The 24858-nt window shown below is 58.0% G+C and carries 15 protein-coding genes; 5 read left to right on the plus strand and 10 right to left on the minus strand.

Translation table 11 applies throughout. The features are described 5' to 3' along the window. Positions 1 to 145: 145 nt before the first annotated feature. The 5 genes from H1B37_RS04270 to H1B37_RS04290 form a co-directional block, all read right to left on the minus strand. Positions 146 to 961, minus strand: coding sequence for a PEP-CTERM sorting domain-containing protein (locus H1B37_RS04270; protein WP_220498031.1), 816 nt, complete (start codon positions 959 to 961; stop codon positions 146 to 148). A 267-nt stretch (positions 962 to 1228) separates the two neighbouring features. Further along, the gene (locus tag H1B37_RS04275; protein ID WP_182865376.1) at positions 1229 to 1690 is read right to left on the minus strand and encodes an SHOCT domain-containing protein; all 462 of its coding nucleotides are present in this window, start codon (positions 1688 to 1690) and stop codon (positions 1229 to 1231) included. A gap of 235 nt (positions 1691 to 1925) precedes the next feature. After that, positions 1926 to 7478 (minus strand): hypothetical protein, encoded by a 5553-nt coding sequence (locus H1B37_RS04280; protein ID WP_182865377.1) that lies wholly within the window; start codon positions 7476 to 7478, stop codon positions 1926 to 1928. A 66-nt stretch (positions 7479 to 7544) separates the two neighbouring features. Then, positions 7545 to 8282, minus strand: coding sequence for a hypothetical protein (locus H1B37_RS04285; protein WP_182865378.1), 738 nt, complete (start codon positions 8280 to 8282; stop codon positions 7545 to 7547). 155 nt (positions 8283 to 8437) lie between these two features. Next, positions 8438 to 9100, minus strand: a complete 663-nt coding sequence (locus tag H1B37_RS04290; RefSeq protein ID WP_182865379.1) for a hypothetical protein — start codon at positions 9098 to 9100, stop codon at positions 8438 to 8440. 322 nt (positions 9101 to 9422) lie between these two features. Between H1B37_RS04290 and H1B37_RS04295 the strand changes: the two genes are divergently transcribed. Continuing rightward, positions 9423 to 10640 carry a polysaccharide pyruvyl transferase family protein gene (locus H1B37_RS04295; protein ID WP_353620774.1) on the plus strand — a complete coding sequence of 406 codons (1218 nt, stop codon included), beginning with the start codon at positions 9423 to 9425 and terminating at the stop codon, positions 10638 to 10640. 11 nt (positions 10641 to 10651) lie between these two features. Here H1B37_RS04295 and H1B37_RS04300 read toward each other — a convergent pair whose 3' ends face one another. Next, positions 10652 to 12046, minus strand: a complete 1395-nt coding sequence (locus H1B37_RS04300; protein ID WP_182865380.1) for an arylsulfatase — start codon at positions 12044 to 12046, stop codon at positions 10652 to 10654. Between the two features lie 250 nt (positions 12047 to 12296). On the opposite strand from H1B37_RS04300, the gene H1B37_RS04305 reads away from it, so the two are divergent. Further along, positions 12297 to 16400: a ThuA domain-containing protein gene (locus H1B37_RS04305; protein ID WP_182865381.1), complete on the plus strand. Its 4104-nt coding sequence runs from the start codon at positions 12297 to 12299 to the stop codon at positions 16398 to 16400. Positions 16401 to 16470: 70 nt separating this feature from the next. Continuing rightward, on the plus strand, positions 16471 to 18471 hold the full coding sequence (locus H1B37_RS04310) for a sulfatase (protein WP_182865382.1): 2001 nt from the start codon (positions 16471 to 16473) through the stop codon (positions 18469 to 18471). Positions 18472 to 18617: 146 nt separating this feature from the next. On the opposite strand, the gene H1B37_RS04315 is transcribed toward H1B37_RS04310, so the two are convergent. Beyond that, a complete protein-coding gene (locus tag H1B37_RS04315) occupies positions 18618 to 19625 on the minus strand; it encodes a PDZ domain-containing protein (RefSeq protein ID WP_182865383.1) in 1008 nt (335 codons plus the stop codon). Positions 19626 to 20162: 537 nt separating this feature from the next. Here H1B37_RS04315 and H1B37_RS04320 point away from each other — a divergent pair. Then, positions 20163 to 20933: a hypothetical protein gene (locus H1B37_RS04320; protein ID WP_182865384.1), complete on the plus strand. Its 771-nt coding sequence runs from the start codon at positions 20163 to 20165 to the stop codon at positions 20931 to 20933. A gap of 101 nt (positions 20934 to 21034) precedes the next feature. Continuing rightward, complete coding sequence (gene cls, locus H1B37_RS04325; RefSeq protein ID WP_182865385.1) at positions 21035 to 22477, plus strand: cardiolipin synthase; 1443 nt, start codon at positions 21035 to 21037, stop codon at positions 22475 to 22477. Positions 22478 to 22500: 23 nt separating this feature from the next. Here the strand turns inward: cls and H1B37_RS04330 are convergent, their stop codons facing one another. From H1B37_RS04330 to H1B37_RS04340, 3 genes are read right to left on the minus strand one after another with little or no spacing between them, the layout of a single operon-like run. Then, a complete protein-coding gene (locus tag H1B37_RS04330; RefSeq protein WP_182865386.1) occupies positions 22501 to 23148 on the minus strand; it encodes a lysophospholipid acyltransferase family protein in 648 nt (215 codons plus the stop codon). A gap of 3 nt (positions 23149 to 23151) precedes the next feature. Further along, a complete protein-coding gene (locus H1B37_RS04335) occupies positions 23152 to 24126 on the minus strand; it encodes a phosphatidate cytidylyltransferase (RefSeq protein WP_182865387.1) in 975 nt (324 codons plus the stop codon). 2 nt (positions 24127 to 24128) lie between these two features. After that, entirely contained in the window at positions 24129 to 24854 is a 726-nt protein-coding gene (locus tag H1B37_RS04340) for a CDP-alcohol phosphatidyltransferase family protein (protein ID WP_182865388.1), read from the minus strand. Positions 24855 to 24858: the final 4 nt, after the last annotated feature.

Consider the following 24858-nt stretch of genomic DNA (forward strand, 5'->3'; position numbering starts at 1 on the left):
CACTCGAAGTTAAAGGGGGGCAGATCTATCCGGTCGCATTCACAGCGGTGGAAGCAGTGGCACACGAAGGAGAAACGGAACTGCCCAGTCCATAGCGTTGGACATAGACGCGGATCCGCGCGCTCGGTAAGCCACCCAACGACTGTTAGCGCCTACGACGCCGGGACACCACTCCCAGCGTACAAATTGCCCAGAGGGCCATCGACGATGGTTCAGGGACCGTCGCCGTCTGGACCTGGACTCCGATTTCAAATTCTCTCACTGCGATAAAGCCTTGTTCATCGCGACCACCGGGGATATCGGACCTTCCTCCCCCGTATCCGACCAAGCGGATTCCATCGATTCCATTCTGAGTGGAGAAGTTGAACGTGACCGGCGGCGGCTGGCTACTGTTTTCCGCAAGAACAACGGGTTGAATCACACTCACATAGTTGTCGCTGGCACTGATCGACGTCCAGGTTGAACCGCCATCAATCGTGATCTGCACCGTCGGGGCAGCGACGTCTGCGGCGTCCGCCTGATTTGCCGACAGCGAATTGGGTGGAAAGCTGTTGAGGGAATTCAGGTCTCCCACGGCTGTCCCAAACCATCCCCCATCGAAGAACAGCGCGTGGTGCAGCCGGATCGAAGTGATGCTGTTCTGAGGCGTGTTCCAGAGGACTCCCACGAAATCGAGTGGAGCGGTGTTGTTTCCCGTGGCCGGGGCGATTTCGGTTCCGCTGTAGGTGTTGCCGTAGGTAGCAAGATCTCCGTCAATGATGTTGCTGACGTTAAAACGATCGAGAGGGATGTCGGGGTGCACGTACTGCGTTCCTGCCAGCGACGGATCGTCCACCGCGATATACCCCATCAGTGGCGAAGCCCCCGTGGGCGATTGGTAAATCACACCGGCAGGAAGCGTGCTCGTTCCAAGGGTCAACAACATGGCCCAGAGCATGATAAACAGTTGAATCGCTCTCATCGCATCACTCATCACTAGCCTTTGGTGAACAAACCACTCCAAAGGAGCTATTGAAATTAGCCGAAAAATGCGACGCAACCCAAAACCTGAAAAACATGACAAGAACCATCGATCCAGCGACACCTCGCGCGATGGGGTTTCAGGCCATCCTCCGACGATCTTCGTCCGTGACAATGGCCGTCTGAAAAACCGTCAAACCACGGACGGCGCTGCCCAAGATGAAGTGCATGGTGATGCGAACGCCGCTGGCGACCGACGCCAAGAATGTCATGCGTTCAGCGAGGGGCAGATCTTTCCGAGAAGCCGCTTCTTCACGACATCGAACTCGTCGTCGGTCAGGACACCCATCTCGCGAAGTTTTTGAAACTTCATGATTTCGTCGGCGATCCCGATCATCGAGTCCGCAACCACGACGTTGGTGGCGTTCGGCGTCGGTGTTACCGTTTCAGGGCCGTCCACCCTGACAATAGCGGCCGGTGTGGGCTCCGTTGAATGCCGACATTCGATGCCGTCCGCGGAAGGATCCGCGTCGATCTCGGGTATTTTCAGCCAGATTCCACGACGCCCTGGGGGAGGCATGCGACGAATCGCAGCGCGTTTTGGTGGATTGTCGAGCAGTTTTTTATAACCCACAAGAAGGTCGCTGACGGCGCGTTCGACACAATCCTCGTTGTCAGTCTCGCTGCTCAGCGCATCAAACACGAATCCCGTCAATTGGCTCTTGGTCAATCCGACATTATTGGATGCCGGTTCGGAATCGAAGGCACAGCCTTTCTTCTCCAATTCGTCCTTCATCACTTGGATGACGCGTTCACCGGTGACAGCCATCTCTCTTGCCTCGTTAGTCGTGACGTTGCTGCTGATCAAACCTGATCGCCGATCCCTCCAAAGAAGTGTAAGCACCCAGTCCCCGTGTTCAAGCAATGGTTCGGAGAAACATCAAATCGATATCGGGCTTGGGTCTTCAGTTATCGCCTAGCGTCGAGTTCATCTGATGCATCGCCGGTCGACCAAACGAGTTCCATTTTGACGTTGATGCGTTCGAGCGATCCGCGGAAGCTTGAAAACCTGCTTGGATGACCGAATTGCGCTGGACAGGTGTGCTGATCTGGTCCGTCGTCGAAGGCAGATGGCGAACGACCGCGACCGGTCGGGCAAGCTGGATCGATCCGCTGGTGCGACCGAGTTGCCCGAGATCGGGTTGAACACCACGCTCCCTCCTCAGCAGTGACTCAAATTCGCTGTCGACCGGCCCGCCGCTGGGTTCGATCGGTGGGGTGAGTGGCGCCGGAAGCAAAGAGTCGTCACGCCGTGGCGGGATCGGTTCAGGGATCACGCCCGGGCCAATTTGTTCCGGGTGCACCGGCCGATGTCGATAGCGATCGTACGGCGGATCTTGCATTTCCGGCGGGCGGCGGTCGTGGCGTTCGTAGTTATTGCCCGTCGGATCAGTCGCCGGATTGGCAAGCGTGTATCCGCGCGGATGATAGGGCGATGTCATCGTCTGTTCATGATAAAGATCCGGTCGGAAGTTGCGTGCCGATTTATTGCGGACATCTAAAAAGTCGTCAACTCGCTCGGAGGCCTGCCCGAAGACGAAGTCACGCATCGCTTTCTGACGACCGCGAATGACGTGCTCGGACTCGATCAAGCTGAGATGATCCAGATCGACGACCTGCTGTGCCCAGCGCAGCCCCATCAGATCGAACAGTGTCGGGTACAGGTTGGTTTGTCCAAAAATGACATTCTGCTGCAACGAAGAATCGTCACTGGGGGCCGGACGGAACACGACGCCGACGACCGGAATGTCTTCCAACAACGGAACGCCCTTGCTAGTACGCGAAACCTTAAGCGCAACTTGATAACGACTGATCTCACGGAGTTCAAAATTGCCGGTTTGGACGGCGGTGTGGACAAAGTGTCGCCTGACGCGACCGATATGTTTTTCATCGGCCCGCACCGGTTCGCGAATGTTGGTCGTGTACATGTAATCAAAGTCGTACACGGCCGAGTCGCCATCGGGTTGCATGACCGGGCGGATTTGAAATCCGGTTCCGGTTTCCAGTTTGAAGATCGAGGGTTCCGGGACCAGACTTTGCAGTGCCGAGCCCGGCGTATTTTGCGGAGGTTGTGGCGGGACCAACCCCATGATGTGCTGATCCGTACTCATCGATTGGCCGGGAACAAGATTCTTGACGGTTGCCGGTTGGGTACTGCCCCCCATCATTTGAAACGCGGACAAAAACGTCGGGTCATTGATCAGTGCGCCGGTGTCTTCGACGAGTGCTTTCGCGGCGTCAAAGGCTTCTTTGATGGCGATCTGCCGTTTGGGAAGATCAAACTCCATCGTCGCCTGCGGGTCGACTTTGGCGAAGTCGCGGTTGTTGGTCAGGATGGTCGTGCGTTCGACCTGGCTGAGCGTAACCGGCAAGCCACGTGCGGCTTCGCGGATTCGCACGAAGGCCGGATCGTAGAACTGGATTTTGAAATCGTCTTCGAGTGCGATCGACAACCGCTTGAGGTATTGATCGATGACCGCGATGTGCGATCGTGTGCCCTCGACCAGTTCGATAAACTTATCTTCTTGCTCATCAATCATGTAGTTGAGCAACTTGCGATGGTCGAGGTCGACGCGTGTTTCTTTTTGTAGCTGTTCGACAAATTTTAGCCGTGCTGGGTACGATCGGGTATTCATCAGCGATCGATACGACGACGTTACCAGCCCGATGATCTTCTGTGAGTGCTGCGAACCCTCCAGTTCCTTCAGCAACAGGGTCAGTTGATGATATACACTGCTCACAACGTCCGCCGCCGTGGACGGATCTTCAGCGGCGGCTTGGTACTTGAGGAACAATTGTTCGACTTCAAGCCACCGTGTGTAATCATCGTTGAGTGTTGCCACGGCGAGATCGTTGATCCGGTCGGTTTCCGAACTTGGATAGAGCCGGCGGTTTATTTCGTCCAGCGGCCCCGTCAGCGACCTTTTGACCTGCTCGACCTGTTGTCTGCCGGACTGCTTGGTCCAGGCTTCACTGCCCGCCGGGAGACTTTCGATAGCTGTTATCGCTTTCGAAAGTTCCATTCCCAATTCGTCGATCACTTGCCGCGCTGACTTGGTCAAAGACGTTCTGTTTTTTAAGTCGTTCAACTGCGGAAGGTATGATTGAAACGTTGGCAGTAACTCCTGACGCATCGTGTCAACGAACGCTTTTGCAACATCCTTATTGGTCTCGATTTCCGTGCTTGTGTAGTTGTCATCGAGTCCCGCAAATTCGTTCGAAGCAGCGCCCCAAATCTCACGCGCCTGCTCGACCATTTTTTGAAATAGTCTTGACATTTCAATTGCTTCCGCCACTGCCTCATGAATCTGCTCGGCAGTTGCAACGTTCTTTCGAAACGCGTCAACACGTTGTTCCTGGATCTCGGCTTGGAGTTGGAGGGATGCCTGGAATATCGGTTGAAAGAGTTCGAACTTGTATTCGTCCGTGTTCGATCGGTCCTCGATCATTCCGCGTTCCATGACACGTTGTTTGAGTTCGATTTCGGCAACGAGCCTGGCTTTGAAGATCTGTGCCAAGCGGATGAACTCGCGTTGCATCGGGTTCATCGTGTCGGGGCTGGTGAATCCGGTGTCGAAGAAGGCGTTGACGTTGCGGAAGTGATAACGCTGCAGCGCGTTGCGATGGACGGCTTCGTAGATCTCCGCTTCTTTCTTGTAGTGATTGGTAACGGGTAGCCGCGAACGGTTCCAGAACGGGAAGTGCTTTTGCGACTTGTGCGGCCGCAACTCACTCGACCGACGGAAGTCGTATTCGGCGTCAGGCAAGTCGGACTTGGCCGATTCCAGGAACCGAGCGACAATCCGCTCGCGGACGTCGTTCTTAGCTAACGCCAAAATGAAAAGCGCCCGATTGAGGCTGATGGTATCCATCGCGTGCAAGGACAGCACCTTGTTCTCGGTAAACAAAAACTCCGAATTCATCTCGTAGAGTTCGTCGATGAAGTCGCGTCCGAAGAACGAGTAGAGGTAACGTCGGTCGCGATCGACTTGGTAATGCCCCTCGTGCTGACATTGCTCGGCAAGCATTGCGGCCTCGCTTTGAATCGCTTTTCTGAGCAGATTCAACGATTGATTCACCAAAAATCGCGACAGGTCGACGTAGCTTTCGACATCTCCGACCACCTTCTCCATTTTGGCGCCGTCTTCCCCATTGACTTGCACGGTGAACACGCCGATCTTGATTTGACCGACCGGCGAGTCGATTTGGTTGATCATGGTGCGGATCTTGTTGATCCCCTTGATCGGCCCGCGGATCTGGATCAACCCCTCGCCAATAACGCTGATCGAGCATTGGGTAACCGGATCGACCGAGTGCATGTCACCCGCGACATAGGTGTCCGGATCCGTCTCCGCCGCTGTCACTTCGTTGCGGAACTGCTTTTGCTTGGCGCGTTCTTCCTCTGCTTGAGCCTGATTCCATTCGCTGCGAAGACTCAGTTCGCGTTCTCTGAGATTTGCGACGGACTGCTGCATGGCGGGAATGCGACCGGCGATTTCCGAGACGTCGCCGATCTGATTCAGCGATGCTTGGTTTTGCACCACTCGATTATCCAGGATAGCGATCTGATTGATCAACACTGTCCGCTGTGCCACGACCGCGGGGTCGCTTGAGTCCGCGGGCAACGCATCGAGTTGTGTTTGCAGACTTGCCCGCTGAGCCTTGTCGGCGGTGATGGAATTGGTGAGTTGCTGATTATCGGCAACGATCTGCTGTGCCTGGGCGAGTTGCTGTTCGGCCGCACGAGCTTGATCAGCGGCTTCGGACGCTTCACGTTCCTTCTGTCGTCGTCGGTCGGTTGCTGCGTCCGCATCCTCTCGTGCACTTTCGGCGCGTCGTTCGGCCTGGGTCACCGCGGCTTGGTTGAATGAACGAATGTTTCGATTGATGATTTGTGCGACACGATGAGCGTCACGATAGTAAAACAGTCGGGCGACACGGGTTTCGACGTAGTCGCCCGGATTGAAGCCTTCGTCGGGAATCGCTTGCTTCTTCGGCGGGGCGTAGGGCGGAAACTCCACGTGCTGGCCGAAATTGCGTTCGGCCGCAATGGTGAAGTGGACGACTTGGTTTTGACCGTTTCCGGCAGGGTTTCCGGCGCTGTCGGTAATGGTCTGTCCGCTTCCAAGCACCACCAGCTGGTATTCCCCGGGGAGCAATTGATCGATCTCTAGTCGGAGCTTGTCGTTTCCGTCTCTCACCGGAGCGTCCACGGTGATGGACGTTCCAAACGAATTGGCGGAGTCTCTCGATCGGATTTGCATCGGTCGTGCGGTCACAACCCCCGGCAACGTCAAATCATTGCTGTCGAACGTCGCCACCAGGACCTTCTTCGTGCCTGTGCGATCAGGAACATCAATCACTTCGGCGTGCAACAGGCGCGGACCGATCGAGTCTTTTAGAATGTTGATCTGATGGGATTGCCCGACGCTATTGCCGCTACCGTCGAAGAAGACAACTTGCACGGTGTTGTTACCCTCTCGCGTCAACCCAACGTCCAAGAACGATGCAATGTCTTTACGTGACTGTGTTTGCCCATTAACTCGGGCCGCCATCTTTCCACCGGGAATCAACGGAGTTTTCGGAAGCGACACGCGGACGTCATCTGATCGCGTGACCCACAAACCGGTTCGGTCGGCGCGCGACCTTGTTTCGGCACTTTCGACAACGGTGATCACCGGCGTATCGGCGAGCGGGTAGGACACGATAAACGTCGCCTTGGTCTCTGGGGCGGCGATGGGGTTCTTAACGGAATCGCTGATGTGGGATGAGCCATCTTCTGCGAATGAAACCTGATATTCGCCTTGAGCAAGGGGAGGATCGAACTCTAAAATCAACTTGCGATCGCGATGCTCCTTCTTGGTGAAGCCGATCGGGTTGCTATAAGGATTCTGACCGGCGAGTTTTTGTTGCACGAGTAATCGGCTGGACGTGACCGTACTGAGATCCAGATCCGAATCCGCAAAGGTGAACTCCAACTTCTGACCAAACTCGATCGATTGAACGGTTCGAAGCACGGGACCGATGGTGTCAATCACGACGTTGATCGCGATAGGAAGCGATGGATTTCCGCCGGTCGGATGATAAGTGAATACAATCGGATAGTGACCTTCGACCAGTTCGACACCGTCCAAGTCGGCGAGAGAGACGATGGCCCTCTTTTCGTCGTCAAGATCAGCTTGCTTTTTGACAGCGGGCTGGTTCCCGATTTTGATCTCAAGCTTTCCCGTTTGATCGTCGGTTCCGCCGAACTCAATTTGGACCGCGGGTGCTGTCGGTTTTGCAACCGTGACTTGACCACTGGTGAAGCCCAGTGGCGTTTTCCCATCCGGCAGGAACGCGATGACGCGAAGTTCCCCCGGGGCCGTCGTCTCCTCGGCGATCGAATAACCGACCAGGAACAGGACGGGAATCAGGAGCAGACCTGCCAAAGACAGTTGGGGCAGTTTGGCTTTCATCGTTGTTCGGTCCAAAGATATTGGATGCGAAATTCGTTGTGGGGATTTGGAATCAATCGAAGGCGGCTATCGGTTTGTTCTCACAAACGGGATTTCCTGACGCTCCGCTTTGGTTGCCGCACGCTCGATCACGCTTTCGTATTCCTGTTGGGGACGCTGTTCACTCAGGCTTTTCAGGTAGGTGACCCCGGGGATCAAGCTGGAGAGCGTCTTGATGCTGTCGGCCCCCGTCACCGCAATTTCGCCGACTGCGGTCTTTGCCCCTTGAACCAAATCCGCCCCCCCGGACGCAGTTTCCTTGACCGAATTGACCAACGGAGAGTTCCGCATCGTCTCCGAGACATGCTCTCGAAGATTCACATGAGCGTCGCGGACGCTTCGAACCATCCCTTTTCCCGAATGGTGTTTCACGATGGCGACGCAGGGGTCGTGGGGAAATCCTCGAAACTGGATTTCAACCCTGCGGTCGGTGTACACGTAGGTGATCGATGCTTTCGTGTACGCGATTCGGGGAGCACCCGGTGGCAGGACGGCGTTGATATACATCCGCTCGCCAGTCTTTGGATGACTGGCAACGACCATGGTCGGTCCACCCTGAAGTATCGGCCCTTGGAAGACCTTGTCACCGCTGTAGTAATAACGATGAACATGCACCTTCGGTGGAATGTCGATCTGTTGACCGCCCTCGATCGCTTCGAGCACCACCGCGGGCAGGCCTCGTTCGTGCTTGCCGGGATCAAGAATCACCAAGTCATTCAGGCCGGCTTCGGTCGTTTCTTGGGCACCGATGACCGGTGATAGCATCAAACATAGCCACCCCACGGCCAACCTTGAGGGCCATGTTGGTCCCAATCGCGCCATTGCATTGCTTCCCTGCTAAGAGGAGCAATCGACCGGTAAGGCGGCTAAGGTGTCGTCAGGTCGATTGCGGATCGTTGACAGAATCGTCACTACCCGCGTTATCGGTCTCTGCGGTGCCCTAGCTCTACCTCAAGATGGGTAATCAAATCGAAATAATTGGCAAGCTTTAACACGGCATCGCCGCTCATGGGAGCCGCCTGAAGTTCGACCGTTTGTTCACCGTTCCGCGAGAGCCAAAAGGTGTGCTCGCCCTGCCAGACCATGACGGCGTCGGCCGGAAGACGTGTGACCTGATTCGGGCTTGCCGTGACGGTCGATCCCACGGCCGTCACTGGCGAAGTCACCGACCGATCCCGATCATTCAGCATCGCGTTGTGCGACACATAGGCCCGCATCTTAACCACTACATTACTGCCGATCAGACCACCATCGCCTCCGCTATGGCGAATGCTGCCGGTCGCCAGCAATGGCTCGCCGTCCCTCTGCAGCGCCAAACCCACGCGATCGAGTGTCAAGGGGCCGACGGTTAGCGAGACCTCGCGAAAATGAAACGGGCGAAAACCACTTCGGGGGCGCGTCGGATCCGTCGCTGCCACCGCAATCGCTGATTTGCGAGCGATGTCGGGAGCCGTAAACGGAAACGAGTTATGCTGGTAGTTGTGACCGGGAATGCAACACTGCGTATTGACACGCTGTCGATTTAAAAAAAAGTCGCCTGCGGATGTTGAACCGATCGCGCCCAAACTGGTCGCCGCGACCAATGCCAGCTGCCCAGCTCCTGTCTGTCGTCTCGATCGTGACATGGTAAATTGCTTTGATTGGCTGAAATATGTCCTTGTTCAATAATTCGGCAGTCATATTCGTGGCGAAATAGCGCAATTTTCAAGGATTGTTGGATTGTTTGGCGTGCAGATCACCGACGTTATCTGCGCTGTTGTTTCCCAATGTTTCACGAGCCGCAATCAAGGTCGTCCGCCAAGGAGATACGTAACAACGGAATCAATGATGTTATCGCAGAACACCAGAGGATTTGACCGAAGACGCCTGCTCGCAATGCTCTTCGCAGGGACAGCTTGCAAGATCGTGTCCGGCACCGAAACAGACGCGCCCAAGCACATCCTGCTACGGTCGTCGTGGCAGACGGTCAACATCGGCGATATCGCGCACACGCCTGGTGTCTTGCGGATCCTGGAACGCCATCTTCCCGACGTGAAAGTCACGTTGTGGCCGAGCAAGGTCGACAATGGCGTTGAAGAGTTGCTTCGGACACGATTCCCGAAACTACGAATCGCCAAGGGGGCTGATGAATTAAGGGTCGCTTTCGACGAGTGTGATTTTCTGCTGCACGGATCGGGTGCGTCGCTGGTCGCCCAGCGCGATGTCGTGCGTTGGGCGGAAGCGACCGGTAAGCCGTACGGCATCTACGGGATCACGCTGCCGCCGAAGAAATCCAGTTCAACAACCGCGACCTCGGCGGAGGCGATGGCCGAGACGATCCGCGTGCTCGGCGGCGCGTCGTTCGTGTTTTTTCGCGATTCTCACTCGCTGGCACTGGCCAAAGAGAAGGGTTGCACGGCGCCGATCATGCAGTTCGGCCCCGACGGTGCGTTCGGGTGCGACTTGCGCGACGACGAGAGAGCGAATGCGTTTCTGGAAAAACACGGCTTGGAAACCGGCAAATTCCTGTGCTGCATCCCCCGGCTACGTTACACGCCCTATTGGTTGATCAAAGATCGGCCGTTTGATCCGGTCAAGCACGCCCGTAACGAGGAGATGAAGGAACACGATCACGCGCAATTGCGTGCGGCGATCATCGAGATCGCCAGGACGACTGATTTGAAGGTGTTACTGTGTCCGGAAGACCAGACACAGATGCAGGTTGGCAAAGAAGTGATCCTGAATCACTTGCCGGCCGATGTCCGCGACCGCGTGGTTTGGCGGCCGAACTATTGGCTGACCGGTGAAGCGATCAGTGTTTACATCCGCAGCGCGGGGTTGTTCGGCAACGAAATGCACTCGCCGATCATGTGCATCGGCCACGGCGTCCCCGCAATCGTCTGTCGCTGGGCCGAACAGACGTCCAAGGGGTATATGTGGGAGGACATCGGTTTAGGCGACTGGCTATTCAACCTGGACAACCCTGCCGACGTACCGAAAATCGCCCCGGCAATACTGGAAATGGCCCGCAACCCGGCGGCAGCGAAACAAACCGCATTAGCCGCGAAAAAACGAGTCGAACGCGATCAAGCCGAAACCATGGCGGTGCTGAGAGACGCACTCACATACGGTCCAGCGTTTTGAGTTGCGTTAGCCTACTCGTCTGCTGTCGCTTCGCCACGCTTTCGATCCCGCTCGACCGCCTGGGTCCAGGATTCCAGCGACTGGTTCATCCGCTGGACTCGCTCGGGATGTTCGCCCGCCAGGTCACGTGATTCGCTGGGGTCGGATGACAGATCGTACAGCGCCGGCGGAAGCGTCGAGTCGTTCTTGGGAACGTTGCGGGTCACGAAGGGCCGCACGAGTTTCCAATCGCCCTCGCGGATCGCGGCGTTGTGCGAATAGCGTGGCCGGGTACGGTTCCATTGCCAAAAACGTTGCTCGGGTAGCTCTGTGTCGCCGGCCTTTCCCGTTAGCAGCCCCATCAATGAAACGCCGTCCAGTTCAAGCGTCTCGGGCAGGTCGAAACCGCACAATTCCATCAGCGTCGGCAGCACGTCGGTGAAGTGAACGGTTTCGCTCCGCTGCTTGGGAGTCAACTTGCCGGGCCAATTCACCAAAAACGGCACCCGCACCCCGCCGTCATAAACCGTGTACTTGGTGCCACGAAGATCGTGATTGAATCGTCGCCCAACGATCGGATCCGGCCCGTTATCGCTGGCAAACACCACGATCGTCCGCTCGCGAATCCCTAGCCGATCCAGTTCTGCCAACAACTCGCCGATCCCCTGGTCCATGATCTCGATCATCGCGTACACCGTCGCGGTCTGCTCATCGAGTCCTCGCTGAACGTAAGGTTCAATCCACTCGGCCGGGGCCTCGATCGGGCGGTGCGGTGCATAGTGTGCCAGGTGCAAAAAGAATGGTTCGTCCCGATGCCGCCGCACATATTCGAGCGCACGGGCGGAAAGATCGGTCGTCAGGTATTGATCCTTCGCCGCGACCGTTTGACCCGCCACTTGCAAGCGATAATCGTTGTAATGGCGGACGTCGGTGTGATTGAGAAAGCCTTCGAATTCGTCAAAACCATGGTCGGTCGGTTCATGCCCTTGACCATTGCCGCAATGCCATTTGCCGATCAGCCCGGTCGTGTAACCGTGGTCCCGCAACAGTTCTGCGATCGTCGTCTCATCGCGTCTGAGCCGGGTTAGCGATGGATAGGTCAGTTGGTTCAACGTCACCACGCCGGTGCGATGCGGGTAGCGACCGGTCAGGATCGACGCCCGCGCAGGCGCGCACACCGGGGCGGCCGAGTAAGCCTGTGAAAACCAGACGCTTTCGTTTTTCAGCCGATCCAGATTGGGCGTCCGGCTGCGGCCGCCGTTCAGGCTGGAGAGGTCTCCCAGGGCCATGTCGTCGGCCAGAATCAAGATCACGTTGGGCGACGAATCGGTGTTCGAACGTGGCGTCGGCGGCTCGCCGGCGGCGTGGGAAAGCAGCAAGCCCGACGCAAAAAACAGCACCAGCACGAGTATCCATTTGTCATTCATCAGCAAAGCCAACCCTCAAGCAATTAATTCGGTGTTCATGTGATTTGGCTTCTGAAATATAACGCGATGAGCCCTCGTGAGTTCCGGTCAGGTATCGCTAGCTTCGCCAGAAGATGGATCCCCGCCATTTTCCACGCCCTGGTGAGGGTCGCGAGGTAAAACGACGCTGTCCAGGCGGTGACGGGCTACAATACCGGCGGAATTTCAACGGAGCCGAATGGCTCGTCATCCTTTGGCTCGACCGTGATTAATGATGTACGTCGTTCGAACGTTTTTGCTGCTCGAATTGCTCTTCTTCGCCGGGACTTCCGCCGCGGACCAGAATTCGCTTCCCAAATTCGATGGACTCGTTTTGCATTTGGATGCGAGTCAACTGGCGGCGACACAGCAGACCGGGCCGGTACCGACATGGAGCAACCTTGCCGGTGACTTAGGCAATTTTTTACAATCATCGTCGGATCAACAACCCTCGTTGGTTGAAATCGGCGACACCCACGTCGTGCGATTTTCCGGATCGCACTTGCGGAGTGTCGGCAACGACATCTCAACCGAATCGATCAGCGTCTTCGTCGTCGTCGCGCCCCACGCGAACCCCGGCGACTTTCGCGGTTGGATCTCATCCAATGCGCCAGGAAGACGCGACTATGAAACCGGTTTCAATCTCGACCTGGGGCCCGGGCCAACGCGAAAGCTGGACGTGATCAATGCGGAAGGGCGCGGATTCGGGGGGTTTCGGGACCTTTTCGACGGCGAATTCAACTTCGGGACCTTGCATCATGTCACCCTTCACGCCGATGCCGCCTCACGAACCATTTCGTTACGAGTGGATGGACAAGATGCGGGGAAACGCCCCTATGTGGCGTCAACGATTTCGCTCGCGGAGATGACGTTGGGGGCTCGCTATTATCGCAACGGACAAGGTGAAATGCGCGTGGCCGGTCCGCTGACCTGTGACATTGCCGAAGTATTGATCTATGACCGGACGCTCTCGGATCACGAAACGGATGCCGTCGAGCGTTACTTGACGGCGAAGCACGCGACGCTCGCCGAAGCATTGCCGGGTGCGCTGCGATTGGAAAGCGACTCGGCCGAACTGCTGAAAGTTAAAAATCCCCCGGCGATCCAAATGCTGGTGCCGGGATTCGAAGTTCATGAAATCCCGGTCGAACTTACCAACGTGAACAACGTGCGATTTCGCGATGACGGGACACTGGTCACGCTCGGCTACAACGGCGACGTCCACCTGCTGCGTGACAGCGACGGCGACTCGTTGGAGGACACCGCCGAACTGTTTTGGAAGAATGAAGGATCGTTGCGGGGGCCGATCGGAATGTTGGTCACCCCGAAAGATTATCCGCACGGGCAAGGCATTTTTACGCCCAGCAAGGGCAAGGTGTCATTGATCGTCGACAAAGACGGCGACGACAAAGCCGACGAAGAAATCGTCGTGGCGACCGGTTGGCAGGAGATCCCACAGAATGTCGACGCGACCGGCATCGCCATGGCAGCCGACGGGTCACTGTATTTCGGGCTGGGGACGGCGAACTATGCCAACGCCTATCTGATCGACCAGCAAGGTGTCGCACACTATGACCTGCAAAGTGATCGCGGAACCGTGCAACGTGTCTCGCCGGACTTTAAGACACGTGAAACCGTTTGCACCGGCATCCGATTCCCGATCGCGTTCGCCTTCAACCGGCACGGTGATTTGTTTTGTGCCGAACAGGAAGGCGCGACTTGGTTGCCTAACGGAAACCCGTTCGATGAATTGCTTCATGTCGTACCGGATCGACATTATGGTTTTCCGCCCCGGCATCCGCGACACAATCCCGATGTGATCGATGAACCGTCTGTGTTCGACTACGCACCGCAACACCAATCAACCTGTGGGATGGTCTTCAACGGCGACGGTCAATCCACACCGATCTTCGGGCCCGGTGGATGGGCCGGAAACGCGATCGTTTGCGGTGAATCGCGCGGAAAGATCTGGCGAACGCAACTGGTCAAAACGGACTCCGGCTATGTCGCATCGACGCAATTGTTGGCGTGTTTGCAGATGCTGACCGTCGACGCCTGTGTCGCCCCCAACGGCGACTTGGTGGTCGCGTGCCACAGCGGCCCGCCGGACTGGGGCACGGGGCCGACCGGCATGGGCAAGTTGTTTCGCATCCGGATGTCACGCCCCCACGCCGCTCGACCAGTCAACGCGTGGGCAAACTCGCCGCGTGAAATCCAGGTCGCGTTTGATCGACCGCTGGATCCCGCCGTGCTGAGAAACGTCGCCGATCGGATCGTCGTTCAGCATGGCGACTTCGTTCGTGCGGGGGACCAATTCGAAACCCTCGTGCCACCCTATGCCGTGGTCCAACGTCAATTGGCGACCCCACGTCGGAATCTCGCCGTTCGCGGCATGGCATTGTCGAAGGATCGTCGCAGTGTGCTTTTGCAAACCGACCCGATGCGGGCACGCGATCACTACGCCGTTTCCATTCCCTATCAATCATCCGTCGAATCATCAACGACAGATGGAATCGGACAAATCGCATCGATCGATGTTGATCTGACGCTGGGCGGCGTGCAAGCGATGTTCACCCGCCACAACGATGACGTGACGACGAAGCCGGAATGGACGGGTTGGTTGCCGCACGTCGACTGGCAGGTCAATGATCAATTCACTCGGCAGAGTGCGGTTCACGACAGTCTGCGTCGGCTGATTTCCAGCGGCGGAATGCTCACCATGCAGACTCGGTTGGACGTCAGCGATCTGCTGCGACCCAAAGTCCAGCCGGGATCGACGATCGATTATCAGTGGCCCGACGAATTCGTCACATTGATCGCTCGATCGTCCCAGTCGTTCCAACTGGACGTCGCGGGCCGACAGATCGATGCGAACCGAAGCGATGACGGAACGTTCAACGCGACGATCGAGATTGATCCCGAAACGGCGGCCAATGTTCCACTGACCGTGCGTGCCTCCATCGCCGCAAACAGCACTCCCGATTGGTCGCTCTCGGCGTCAACCAACGAGGATTCGCGATTGCGAGCGCTACCGCTGCGTCGGTTCCGCTTGCCCTGGACCAGTGGTGCCGATCAAGACACGTCGCCGATGGATGCGATCGAAATCGCAGAGATTCAGGGCGGGAATTGGGGACGGGGGCGACGAGTGTTTCACAGTGACGCCGCTGGCTGTTTCAAGTGTCACGCGATCCACGGCCCAGGCGCCAGTCTAGCTGGCTCCAACATCGGTCCCGACCTGAGCAATCTGGTGCATCGTGATTACGCCTCGGTGGAGCGTGATATCAAACACCCCAGCTTTGCGATCAACCCGGATTATCTGGGGAACACCGTGTTGTTGCACGACGGTCGTGTGTTGACTGGAACGCTGCAAACCGTGGACGGTCAGCTGATCTTGGGAGACGCCGACGGCAAGACCACGCGATTGGAAAGAGCACAGATTGACACGATCAAGCCGGCGGAAGTGTCGGTGATGCCCAAGGGCATCGACGAAAAACTGACTGCGGACCAATTCCGCGACTTGATGACGTTCCTGCTGACTCCGCCGCCGCACATGCCACTGGATTCGCCGCTGGAAGCTCCGCCGGTTCGCACCCAGGCCGAGGTGGCGGCGGTATTGGCCGGGGCAGAGTCGATGCCGAGCGAGCTGGCCCCGGTCAACGTGGTGTTGGTGGCGGGCAAGAAAGATCACGGTCCGGGCGAACACGACTACCCCGCGTGGCAGATTCAGTGGGGGCAATTGCTGGCCGCCGCCGAAGCGGTTCACGTCGACGCCGCCTGGGACTTTCCGGATGTTCAACAACTCGCCGACGCCGATGTCTTGGTGTTCTTTCAAAAGGGCGACTGGGACGATCAGCGTCAATCCAAGATGGACCGGTATTTTGATTCCGGCGGCGGCGCGGTCTACATCCACTGGGCCGTCAACGGAAACGACCGCGCCGATGATTTCTCACGCCGGATCGGTCTGGCATCCAAGGGGGGAAGCATCGGTTACCGGCATGGACCACTCGCCTTGAACGTGCACAACACCGACCATCCGATCATGCGGAACATCGAACCGCTGCAACTGTACGACGAAAGCTATTGGCGGCTGACCGGCCAGCCGGAAAACGTCACCTTGTTTGCAACGAGTATCGAAGACGGTGCCGCGCGGCCACAAATGTGGGCTTACCAGCGATCGGCGGGACGCGTCTTTGTCAGTATTCCCGGCCACTACAGTTGGACGTTTGACGATCCGATCTTCCGGACGATCCTGTTGCGTGCGATGGCCTGGACGGCAAACCAACCGATCGACCGCTTCAACGAACTCGTCCCCCTTGGCGCGCGGATGGCGAAGTAGTGGTAAGTTGTGGGATAGGCTTCCAGCCTGTCAGTTGGTTCCTGTCGTTTCTCTCCCTGTTGTCAGTTTCATGAAGCCACATTCACTCTCCGCGTCCTGGCTGTCGCTCCTTGTCACCGCCGCGATCATTTGGACGACCAAGCCCCTGACGGCCGCCGATCCGGTTGCCGCGGCCAAACCCAACATTGTCCTGTTCCTGGTCGACGACATGGGCTGGATGGACAGTACGCCGTATGGTTCGCAATACTATGAAACACCGAACATGCAGCGGTTGCGGCGGCAATCGATGCGGTTCACCGATGCCTACGCCGTGCCGTTGTGTTCGCCGACGCGGGCATCGATCTTGAGCGGCCAGTACTCGTCGCGTCATCGCGTGACATCCGCGTCGGGGCACCAGCCGGCGGCTCACGCGGATGCTTCGCCCTACCCGGCAAGAGCACCGGCCCAGCGGCCGCTGATCTATGCAAACAGCAAGAACTATCTGGAACCCGATCTGGACAGCTTGGCCGAAGTGCTGCGTGATGGTGGTTATCGGACGGGGCATTTCGGCAAATGGCACTTGGGATTGAGCCAACAGCATTGGCCGGAGCGGCACGGTTTCGAAGTCGCCTTTCACGCCCAGCCGAGTCCCGGACCGGCCAACTATTTCTCGCCCTACGGCGTCCATCGCACCGGCCAGCCGTCGGGAAAACATCACGTCGGAACGATCACCGACGGACCGGCCGGCGAGTACATCACCGATCGATTGACCGATGAAGCGATTCGATTCGTCGAAGCCCACCGCAACGAACCCTTCTTTCTGAACTTCTGGCACTACGCCGTCCACGGCCCTTGGGGACACAAGGAAGCATACACCAAACAATTTGCCGACAAGACCGACCCTCGAGAGCGGCAGAACAATCCGATCATGGCGTCGATGCTGAAAAGCGTCGATGAGAGTCTTGGCCGCATGCTCGACAAGTTGGATGAGCTCGGATTGACTGACAACACGCTGTTCATCTTCTACAGCGACAACGGAGGAAACACGCACAGCAACGTGCCCGGCAGCCGACAGATGAAAAACATCAAGCCGGGCCATCCGAAATGGGGCTTTGTGCAAGACTGGAAAAAGTGGGCGGGAGATCAACCGCCGACCAACAATGCCCCGCTGCGTGAAGGCAAAGGCCGAATTTACGAAGGCGGACAACGGGTGCCGCTGATGGTCCGATGGCCCGGACGGATCAAACCCGGGTCGACCTGTGACGCCATCGTCGGACCGATCGATCTGTACCCGACCATCCTGCAGGTCGCTCACCTGGAGCAACCCGACGGACACATCGTCGATGGGGAGTCGTTGGTTCCCGTTTTGAAACAGACCGGCGGGCTGAAACGCCAAGCCTACTTCACCTGGTTTCCACACTTGATCCCCGCGGTTTCCGTCCGTCAAGGAGACTGGAAATTGATTCGACGGTTTGAGCCGCATCCTCAATATCCCGAAACACGCGAACTGTACAACTTGAAGGACGACATCGGTGAAACCCGAAACCTGGCGTCCATGCTGCCTAATCGGGTGGCGGAATTGGACGAGAGGATCGACCAGTTCATTCGGGACACCGGGGCGCTTTATCCAAAGCCAAACCCGGACTACAAGGCCGACGCCACGGCGACGACCGCGTCCAACAATGGCACCGACGGACTGGTGCCGCGGATGTGCCAACTGGTCAAATCCGACGGTGCGATTCGAGTCGTCATCGAAGGACGCACGCCGTTTCTGGGCACGGCCCAAGTCAAGGCAACCGGTCCGCTGACCCTGACGCTCCGCGCTCGTGCGCCGTCGGGCGGTCAAGGGAAAGTGCAATGGAAAACCGCGGGACAGACGACGTTCCCCGAATCGGGGCAAGTCGTCGAATATCAACTCACGCCCACATCGCAATGGCAAAACGTCAACGTTGAATTGCCCGTCCAAGGCAGAAGCAGCGTGATTCGGTTGTATTTGCCTGCCGAGACGCCGGAGTTGGAAATCCAATCGATTCGCTATCGAGGCGCCGACAGACGCGCAACGCGGTGGGACTTTTCCGGCGTCTCGCCTTAGCCGAAGACGGCGCAATAAAAATCCCCGTCGATCCTCGTGCCGCCTCTCGCCAGGCGGTACGCTCATCAACGGGGGATCATCGGACGTGCACCATCAGGATGCACGTCGGGAGCTTGTCTTCGACCGCTGTCCGGTCAGCCGATGGATCAGTTATTCAGAGGGTTGTCCACCGAAGCGTCCGTCGACGCAGATCCGTCGGCGTTGGCGTCCAGACCGGAATCAAGCGAAGCGTCCGTGTCGATCGATCCGGAGGCTGCCGCGGAGGTGCCGTCGGTCGAAGCGTCCAAGTCGGCCGAACCGTCCACGTTCAGATCGGCGCCGTTCAGATCGGCGCCGTTTTGTGTCGCACGGTTTTGCGTGCCCGCCGATGCGGCCTGATCGCGATCGTCGTTGTTACGCAGTTCGTCAATCGTCGCTCTCAACTGCTGCACTTCGTCTTCCAACGCCTTGATGCGTGCTTCGTAGTGCGTCGACGCGTTTGCCGAACCGTCCAGTGCGGGCTTTTGTGCCGTGTAGCGGTCATTTTGATTTTGCCGCGCGGCCAGGGTTGCGGTCACCGATTGTTGTTGGCCGTTTCGCAACACGTTCAGATTCAATTGCGCGTTCGAATCGGCGTTGCGGACGATTCGTGCCAATTGATCGGTCGACGTGATCGCTTGACCGTTCGCATTGACCACCACGTCACCGGCTTGCAGTCCGGCTTGTGCGGCGGCACTCCCTTGGTTGACGTTGGTAATTCGGATGCCTTGATCGGTGTTCTGCAAACCGATCCCCAGCCGTGCCCGTTGTCGCGTGCGGGCGTTCACATTGGGCAACACCTGTCCGGTGGCTTGGTCGACGCCTTGACGGATCGCTTGCCGCGTTCCCTCTCCGATCGATCCGCGAATCGAATCGCCTCGGCGGACCTGATCGGTGGCGGCATCAATTCCCGATCGGACCGCATTGCCGACGCTCTCTCCGACGCGATTCTGCAGCGTCGCATTGGCGCCCGCATTGAGACCGGCGCCGGCATCGATTTGGCCCGAACCCAATTGACCCGCACCTAATTGGTTCGTGATCGCTTGGCCGATTCCTTGTGCGGTTGAATGGTTCGCGGGAACAGCCAGTGACGTTCCGGCCATGGCCGCGACACAGAGAATACTTTTAATACGCATCAACATCTCCTTCGATTGGTTGTGGGGAATTCGCCGGGTAAGGGATAGTTGTTGATCCCTGCCCCGAACCGGTCGTTGACCGACCGCTGGGGCGTCCGTCCCGGACGCGGAAGCATCACCTCGATGCCTTCACGTCGGCGTTGCGGGAGAAGCAGACCGCGTACCAATTGCTTCAGAACATGCTCACCCATTAACAATGACGATGGTTTGATCGAAGGCCGTTCAATGGACGTTCGCAAAGCGGCCAAGTTGATCGGCGACAAACATCGCGTCCGCCCGGATCAGCACCCCGTAGGACGGCCCTTCCGGGCGGTCGCTGCATAGCGGCCTTCACGCCGGCCTTACGCCGATGTGCGACGGTACAACCGTTCAGTTGCTCGCGTTGATCGAAACCAGGGAATCGTGAATTCAGAGGGTTCTCCTGTTGAAATCGCAATGCCGCGACCTTAGAGTGGAAGGAGACGCTGCTGGGGGGGTTGTGGATCCGACAACGTAAGGAAGCATCAACCCCGAATTGATTGAGACTGGGGCATGGCGATGAATCATCTCTTGCTGCACGTTGACAACGTGCCACATCGTGTTCGTTCTGCTTTTCGTCCGCTTCTGACCGCCATTGATTATGCGTGTCAATCCAATTGCGACCGTTGGGAATTCGCGGTGGAGATGGAGCAATTGACGGCGTTGGGATTGGCGCCCAATGATTTCCGCTGGCTGGTGCGTCACGGACTGGTCCACCATCAGCGTGAAGTGACGCTGGAAAGTGACGATGGGCGCGCCTTCTTGCCGACGGGTGATTTGATCTTTCCCGATCGGACCTGTTTCGTCCTGACCGACCGAGGCATCCAGCTTGCCCAAGCCTTGCTAGCAAATCACCAAACGGTTGTCCCCGACGTTCTGCGTGCGGCCGAGGTTCCGCGGGGCATCGAGGCCGCGGAGGCATTCGAGTCGCTCGAGACGGCCTCGGGCGCCAACGGGCGTCATCACCAGGACGCCCGGCGACCGCGCTGGGATTCGGAGCGGCGCGTATTGGGCGTCAACGGGATGATCGTCAAGTGTTTCAAGTGGGTGGCCGTCAATCAGCAAGCGATCCTGTGTGCGTTTGAAGAAGAAGGTTGGCCGCCACGAATTGACGATCCGTTGCCGCCGCAGCCGGATCAGGACGCCAAACGCCGGCTGAGCGACACGATCAAGTGTCTGAATCGAAAGCAGACCAACCCGCTGGTGCATTTCCGTGGCGACGGCACCGGCGAAGGCGTGGTTTGGGAGTTCGTATCCAGCTCGGAACCCGTCCCGTGGGATGATCACTAAGGTTGCACCTGGTTCCCCTGAGGCGGCCTTGGCCGTCGCGACGAATTAGGGATCGTTTACAATGTCGATCCTTCCCCCGTCGCGTGGCAGCTGTCCCTTTCATGATCGATCTTTCCACTTCCAATCTGACCGCGTTCGGTGCCACCGTCTTTGTTTTTGTGGTGCTCGGCATCCTGTCAGCGGTGCAGGCGGTGTTGTCGACACGGACGTCCCAAGGGGCCGTCGCCTGGGCGATCACGTTGGTCACGTGGCCGTTTATCGCCGTCCCCGCCTACTGGATTTTCGGTCGCAACAAATTCCAAGGGTATGTCAATCTGCGGCGAGACCGCACCAGCGATGCGATCGACAACTTGGACCGGGTTCGCGACAGGATGACGCCGTACATCGTCGACTTGGGATCGCGTTTCGGTGAAGCACGGGCGCTCGAGCAACTCGCCTGGATGCGATTCACCAGGAACAACGACACGCGTCTGTTGGTCAACGGCCAAGCCACCTTCGACGCGATCTTTCGGGAAATTGACGCGGCCACGACCTACATCTTGGTCCAGTTTTTCATCATCCATGACGACTCGCTGGGCAGACAGCTCAAGGACCGGTTGATCGCCAAGGCGAAGCAGGGCCTGTCCGTCTATCTGCTTTATGACGACATCGGTTCCAGCGGCATCCCCAAAGCCTTCGTCAACGAACTGACCGCCGCCGGGGTGCGCGTCACGGGGATGCGAACGACGCGGGGATGGCGGAACCGATTTCAAATTAACTTTCGCAACCATCGCAAGATCGTCGTGGTCGACGGCCGCATCGCGTTTGTCGGTGGGCACAACGTCGGTGACGAATACATCGGCCGGCACCCCCGATTGTCCCCCTGGCGCGACACCCACATCTCGATCAGCGGCCCGGCCGTGTTGGCGACACAGATGGCGTTCGTCGAAGACTGGTACTGGGCAACCGAATCAATGCCCACCGTCTCCTGGGAACCGCAACCGTCGGACGAGGACGACAAAATCGTTTTCGTGCTGCCCAGCGGCCCGGCCGATGACTATGAAACCTGTGGGCTGTTCTTCACCCACGCGATCAATTCGGCGGACGAACGCATTTGGATCGCCACTCCCTACTTCGTCCCCGACGAAGGCGTGATCACGGCGCTGCAATTGGCGGCCCTGCGAGGCGTCGACGTGCGTGTTCTGATCCCCGGAATCCCCGACAAACCATGGATCAAGTTGGCCGCCATGTCCTACGTCCGCCAAGTCATCGAAGCCGGCGTCAAGGTGTACGAATACGGCGACGGTTTCCTGCACCAGAAAGTCCTGTTGGTCGACGGCTACGCCTCGGCGATCGGGACCGCCAATTTTGACAACCGTTCGTTCCGATTGAATTTTGAAATCACCGTGCTGACGATCGACGACGACTTCACCCGCGAAGTCGAACAGATGCTGCTGACCGACTTCGAAAACTCGACCGAAATCACCGCCGAGCAACTCGCCGCTCGGCGCTGGTGGTCGGTCGCAGGCTCCCAAATCGCCCGCCTGTTCGCCCCGATCCTCTGAACCTTTCTACCCCCAACCTCGCTTCACGACGCCTCCCAACGCGGGATCTCCTTTTCCGCTTCCAGTTCATTCATCGCGTCACAAATCGCTTGCATGAACGCGTCTTTCTTCCCCGGCCAACGGATCGCCTGGCCGATGAACACGTCACAGAAAAACGGCACCAAGATCCCTTCGCCCTTGGGCAATGACCGCCCCAATCCGTGCATGAAGACGGGTGTGAACGGCACTTCGGGATAACGCTTTGCGATGTGGGCGATTCCTGTTTTGAATTCCTCACGCACCTCCGGCGTCCCGCGACTCCCTTCGGGGAACAGGATCAGAATCTTGCCCTCCTCGAGCGCCTGACAAATCCCGGCCAGCGGGTCGCGACGGACGCCTTTGACCTCGCGTTCCAGTGGAATGATGCCGATGATTTTGGTCGAAAACCAAGCCATCAGCCGGTTCCGCAAGAAGTGATCGGCCGCCGCGACCGGATGGACGTCTTTCAATCGCCGCATCCCGAACAGAGTCATCAACACCATCGTGTCCAAGTGACTGTTGTGGTTGGCGACGACCACGGCGGGACCCTGGTCCGGTAACAGGTTCGCCCTCCGCACGTTCAAACCGATCACAACCAGGATCACCGGACGCACGATCAACAGAAAGTACAGGTACCGCAAGACGTCCGTCATCGATCAACCGTAGCAGTAGTAGATGAAGTGAAAGAACAACGGTGCGGTGTAGGTCAGACTGTCGACGCGATCCAAGACACCTCCGTGGCCGGGCAGCGTACTGCCGGAATCTTTGACGCCTAAATCACGTTTGAGGGCGGAGATGGAAACATCGCCGGCGAACCCGGATAAGCCGATGATCAGACCAGCCATCAGCGATCGAGGCAGGTCAAGAAACGTCAACCAGGGACCGACAAACCCTGCCAGTGCGACCGTGGACGCGACACCGCCGATCAGTCCGCCGACCGTTTTGCCCGGACTGACCTTTGGGATCACCTTGCGTTTTCCGACCGTTTTTCCCCAGCAAAACTGCGCCACGTCATTGAACTGCGTCAACAGGACCAGAAACACCAGCAACGCCGCGCCGGGGGATGTTTTCGCTGATTCGTCCGCCCAAACCGCCGCGACCCGTGCCGACGTCTCGGGCTGAATGAACAGCAGCATCGCGGCGTGCGAGAGGCTGAAGACGGTGGTCATCAATCCCCATTGCACCGTCCCGATCGCCCGCAAAAATCCTTTCGTCTCGCCGATCAACACCATCCTGGTGGGCAGCCAGATGAACATGTACACGGGAATAAAAATGATGAACATCCCGAACCAGGCCGTTCCCACCCAGATGTATTGCAACGGGATTGCCAAATACGCCCAGAACAGGACGCGGTGATCGGCCCGCCGCGTCGGAATCAGCGACAAGAATTCCTTGAAAGCGAGAAAGCTGACAAAGCCGAAGAAGACAACTGCCGTGGTCCGCGAAACAGCCAGCACGGCCGCAAAACTGGCAACGATGACCCACCACGTCCGAACGCGAAGTGCCAATTCGGTGTCGTCTCGATCGGGAACCGAGCGTTGACGCAAGAACAGAATCGCGTTGGCCAACAGCAACAATACGGCGATCGCCGCGAACGTCAGATGGATCTCCGTCGAGAGGTGACTGAACAATCTTATTCTTCCTCGGGATCTTTAACGGCGGACGTCTGGGAGCCGGACGCCGAATCGCTTCGCAGCGCGATGTGCAAGGTCTCCGAGATGATTCGCAGGCGGCGGAAGGCCGTGATGGCGCCGCCCACGATGATCAATCCCAGCACCGTTCCCATGATGTGCGATTGCCAGCGCCCCGAGAGGCCGGCACTGGACAGCGAAACGAGGCAACACAAGACACTTCCCAGCGTCATCAATGCCATTCGCTGTGGCTTGGCCATCGGACCGGCAAAGACTCCGCCCGCACCGACGCTCGAACCGATCGCGCGGACGTATGCGACAAACACGGCGACAACGGCCGCCATCAGCCCCAACTCTGGGCGAGAAGCCAACGAATACCCTGCACCGATCAGAATCACCGCATCGGAAACGCGATCGGGGACCTCGTTGTACAACGCTCCGACCGGAGAACGTTTTCCGCCCTCGACGGCCACCATGCCGTCGAGCAGGTTGGCGATCAACCTCAACTGCATGCAGACGGCAGCCAGGAAGTACAGCCCGGCCAAGATGCCGGACGACTGAGCGACCGACGTACCGGCCAGTGCCAGCCCGGCGACGACCGCGAACCCGATGCTGGACGCGCTGATCATGTTCGGTGTCACCGCCGTCTGGGCCAGCCACGCCGCGAAACGCTGAAAGATTCGCCAATCACGCGTCTTCAGCGGACGTCTTCCCTCGATTTCGTTCATCGCA

This window comes from Stieleria mannarensis, from assembly GCF_014154935.1.
Classification (GTDB): domain Bacteria; phylum Planctomycetota; class Planctomycetia; order Pirellulales; family Pirellulaceae; genus Stieleria; species Stieleria mannarensis.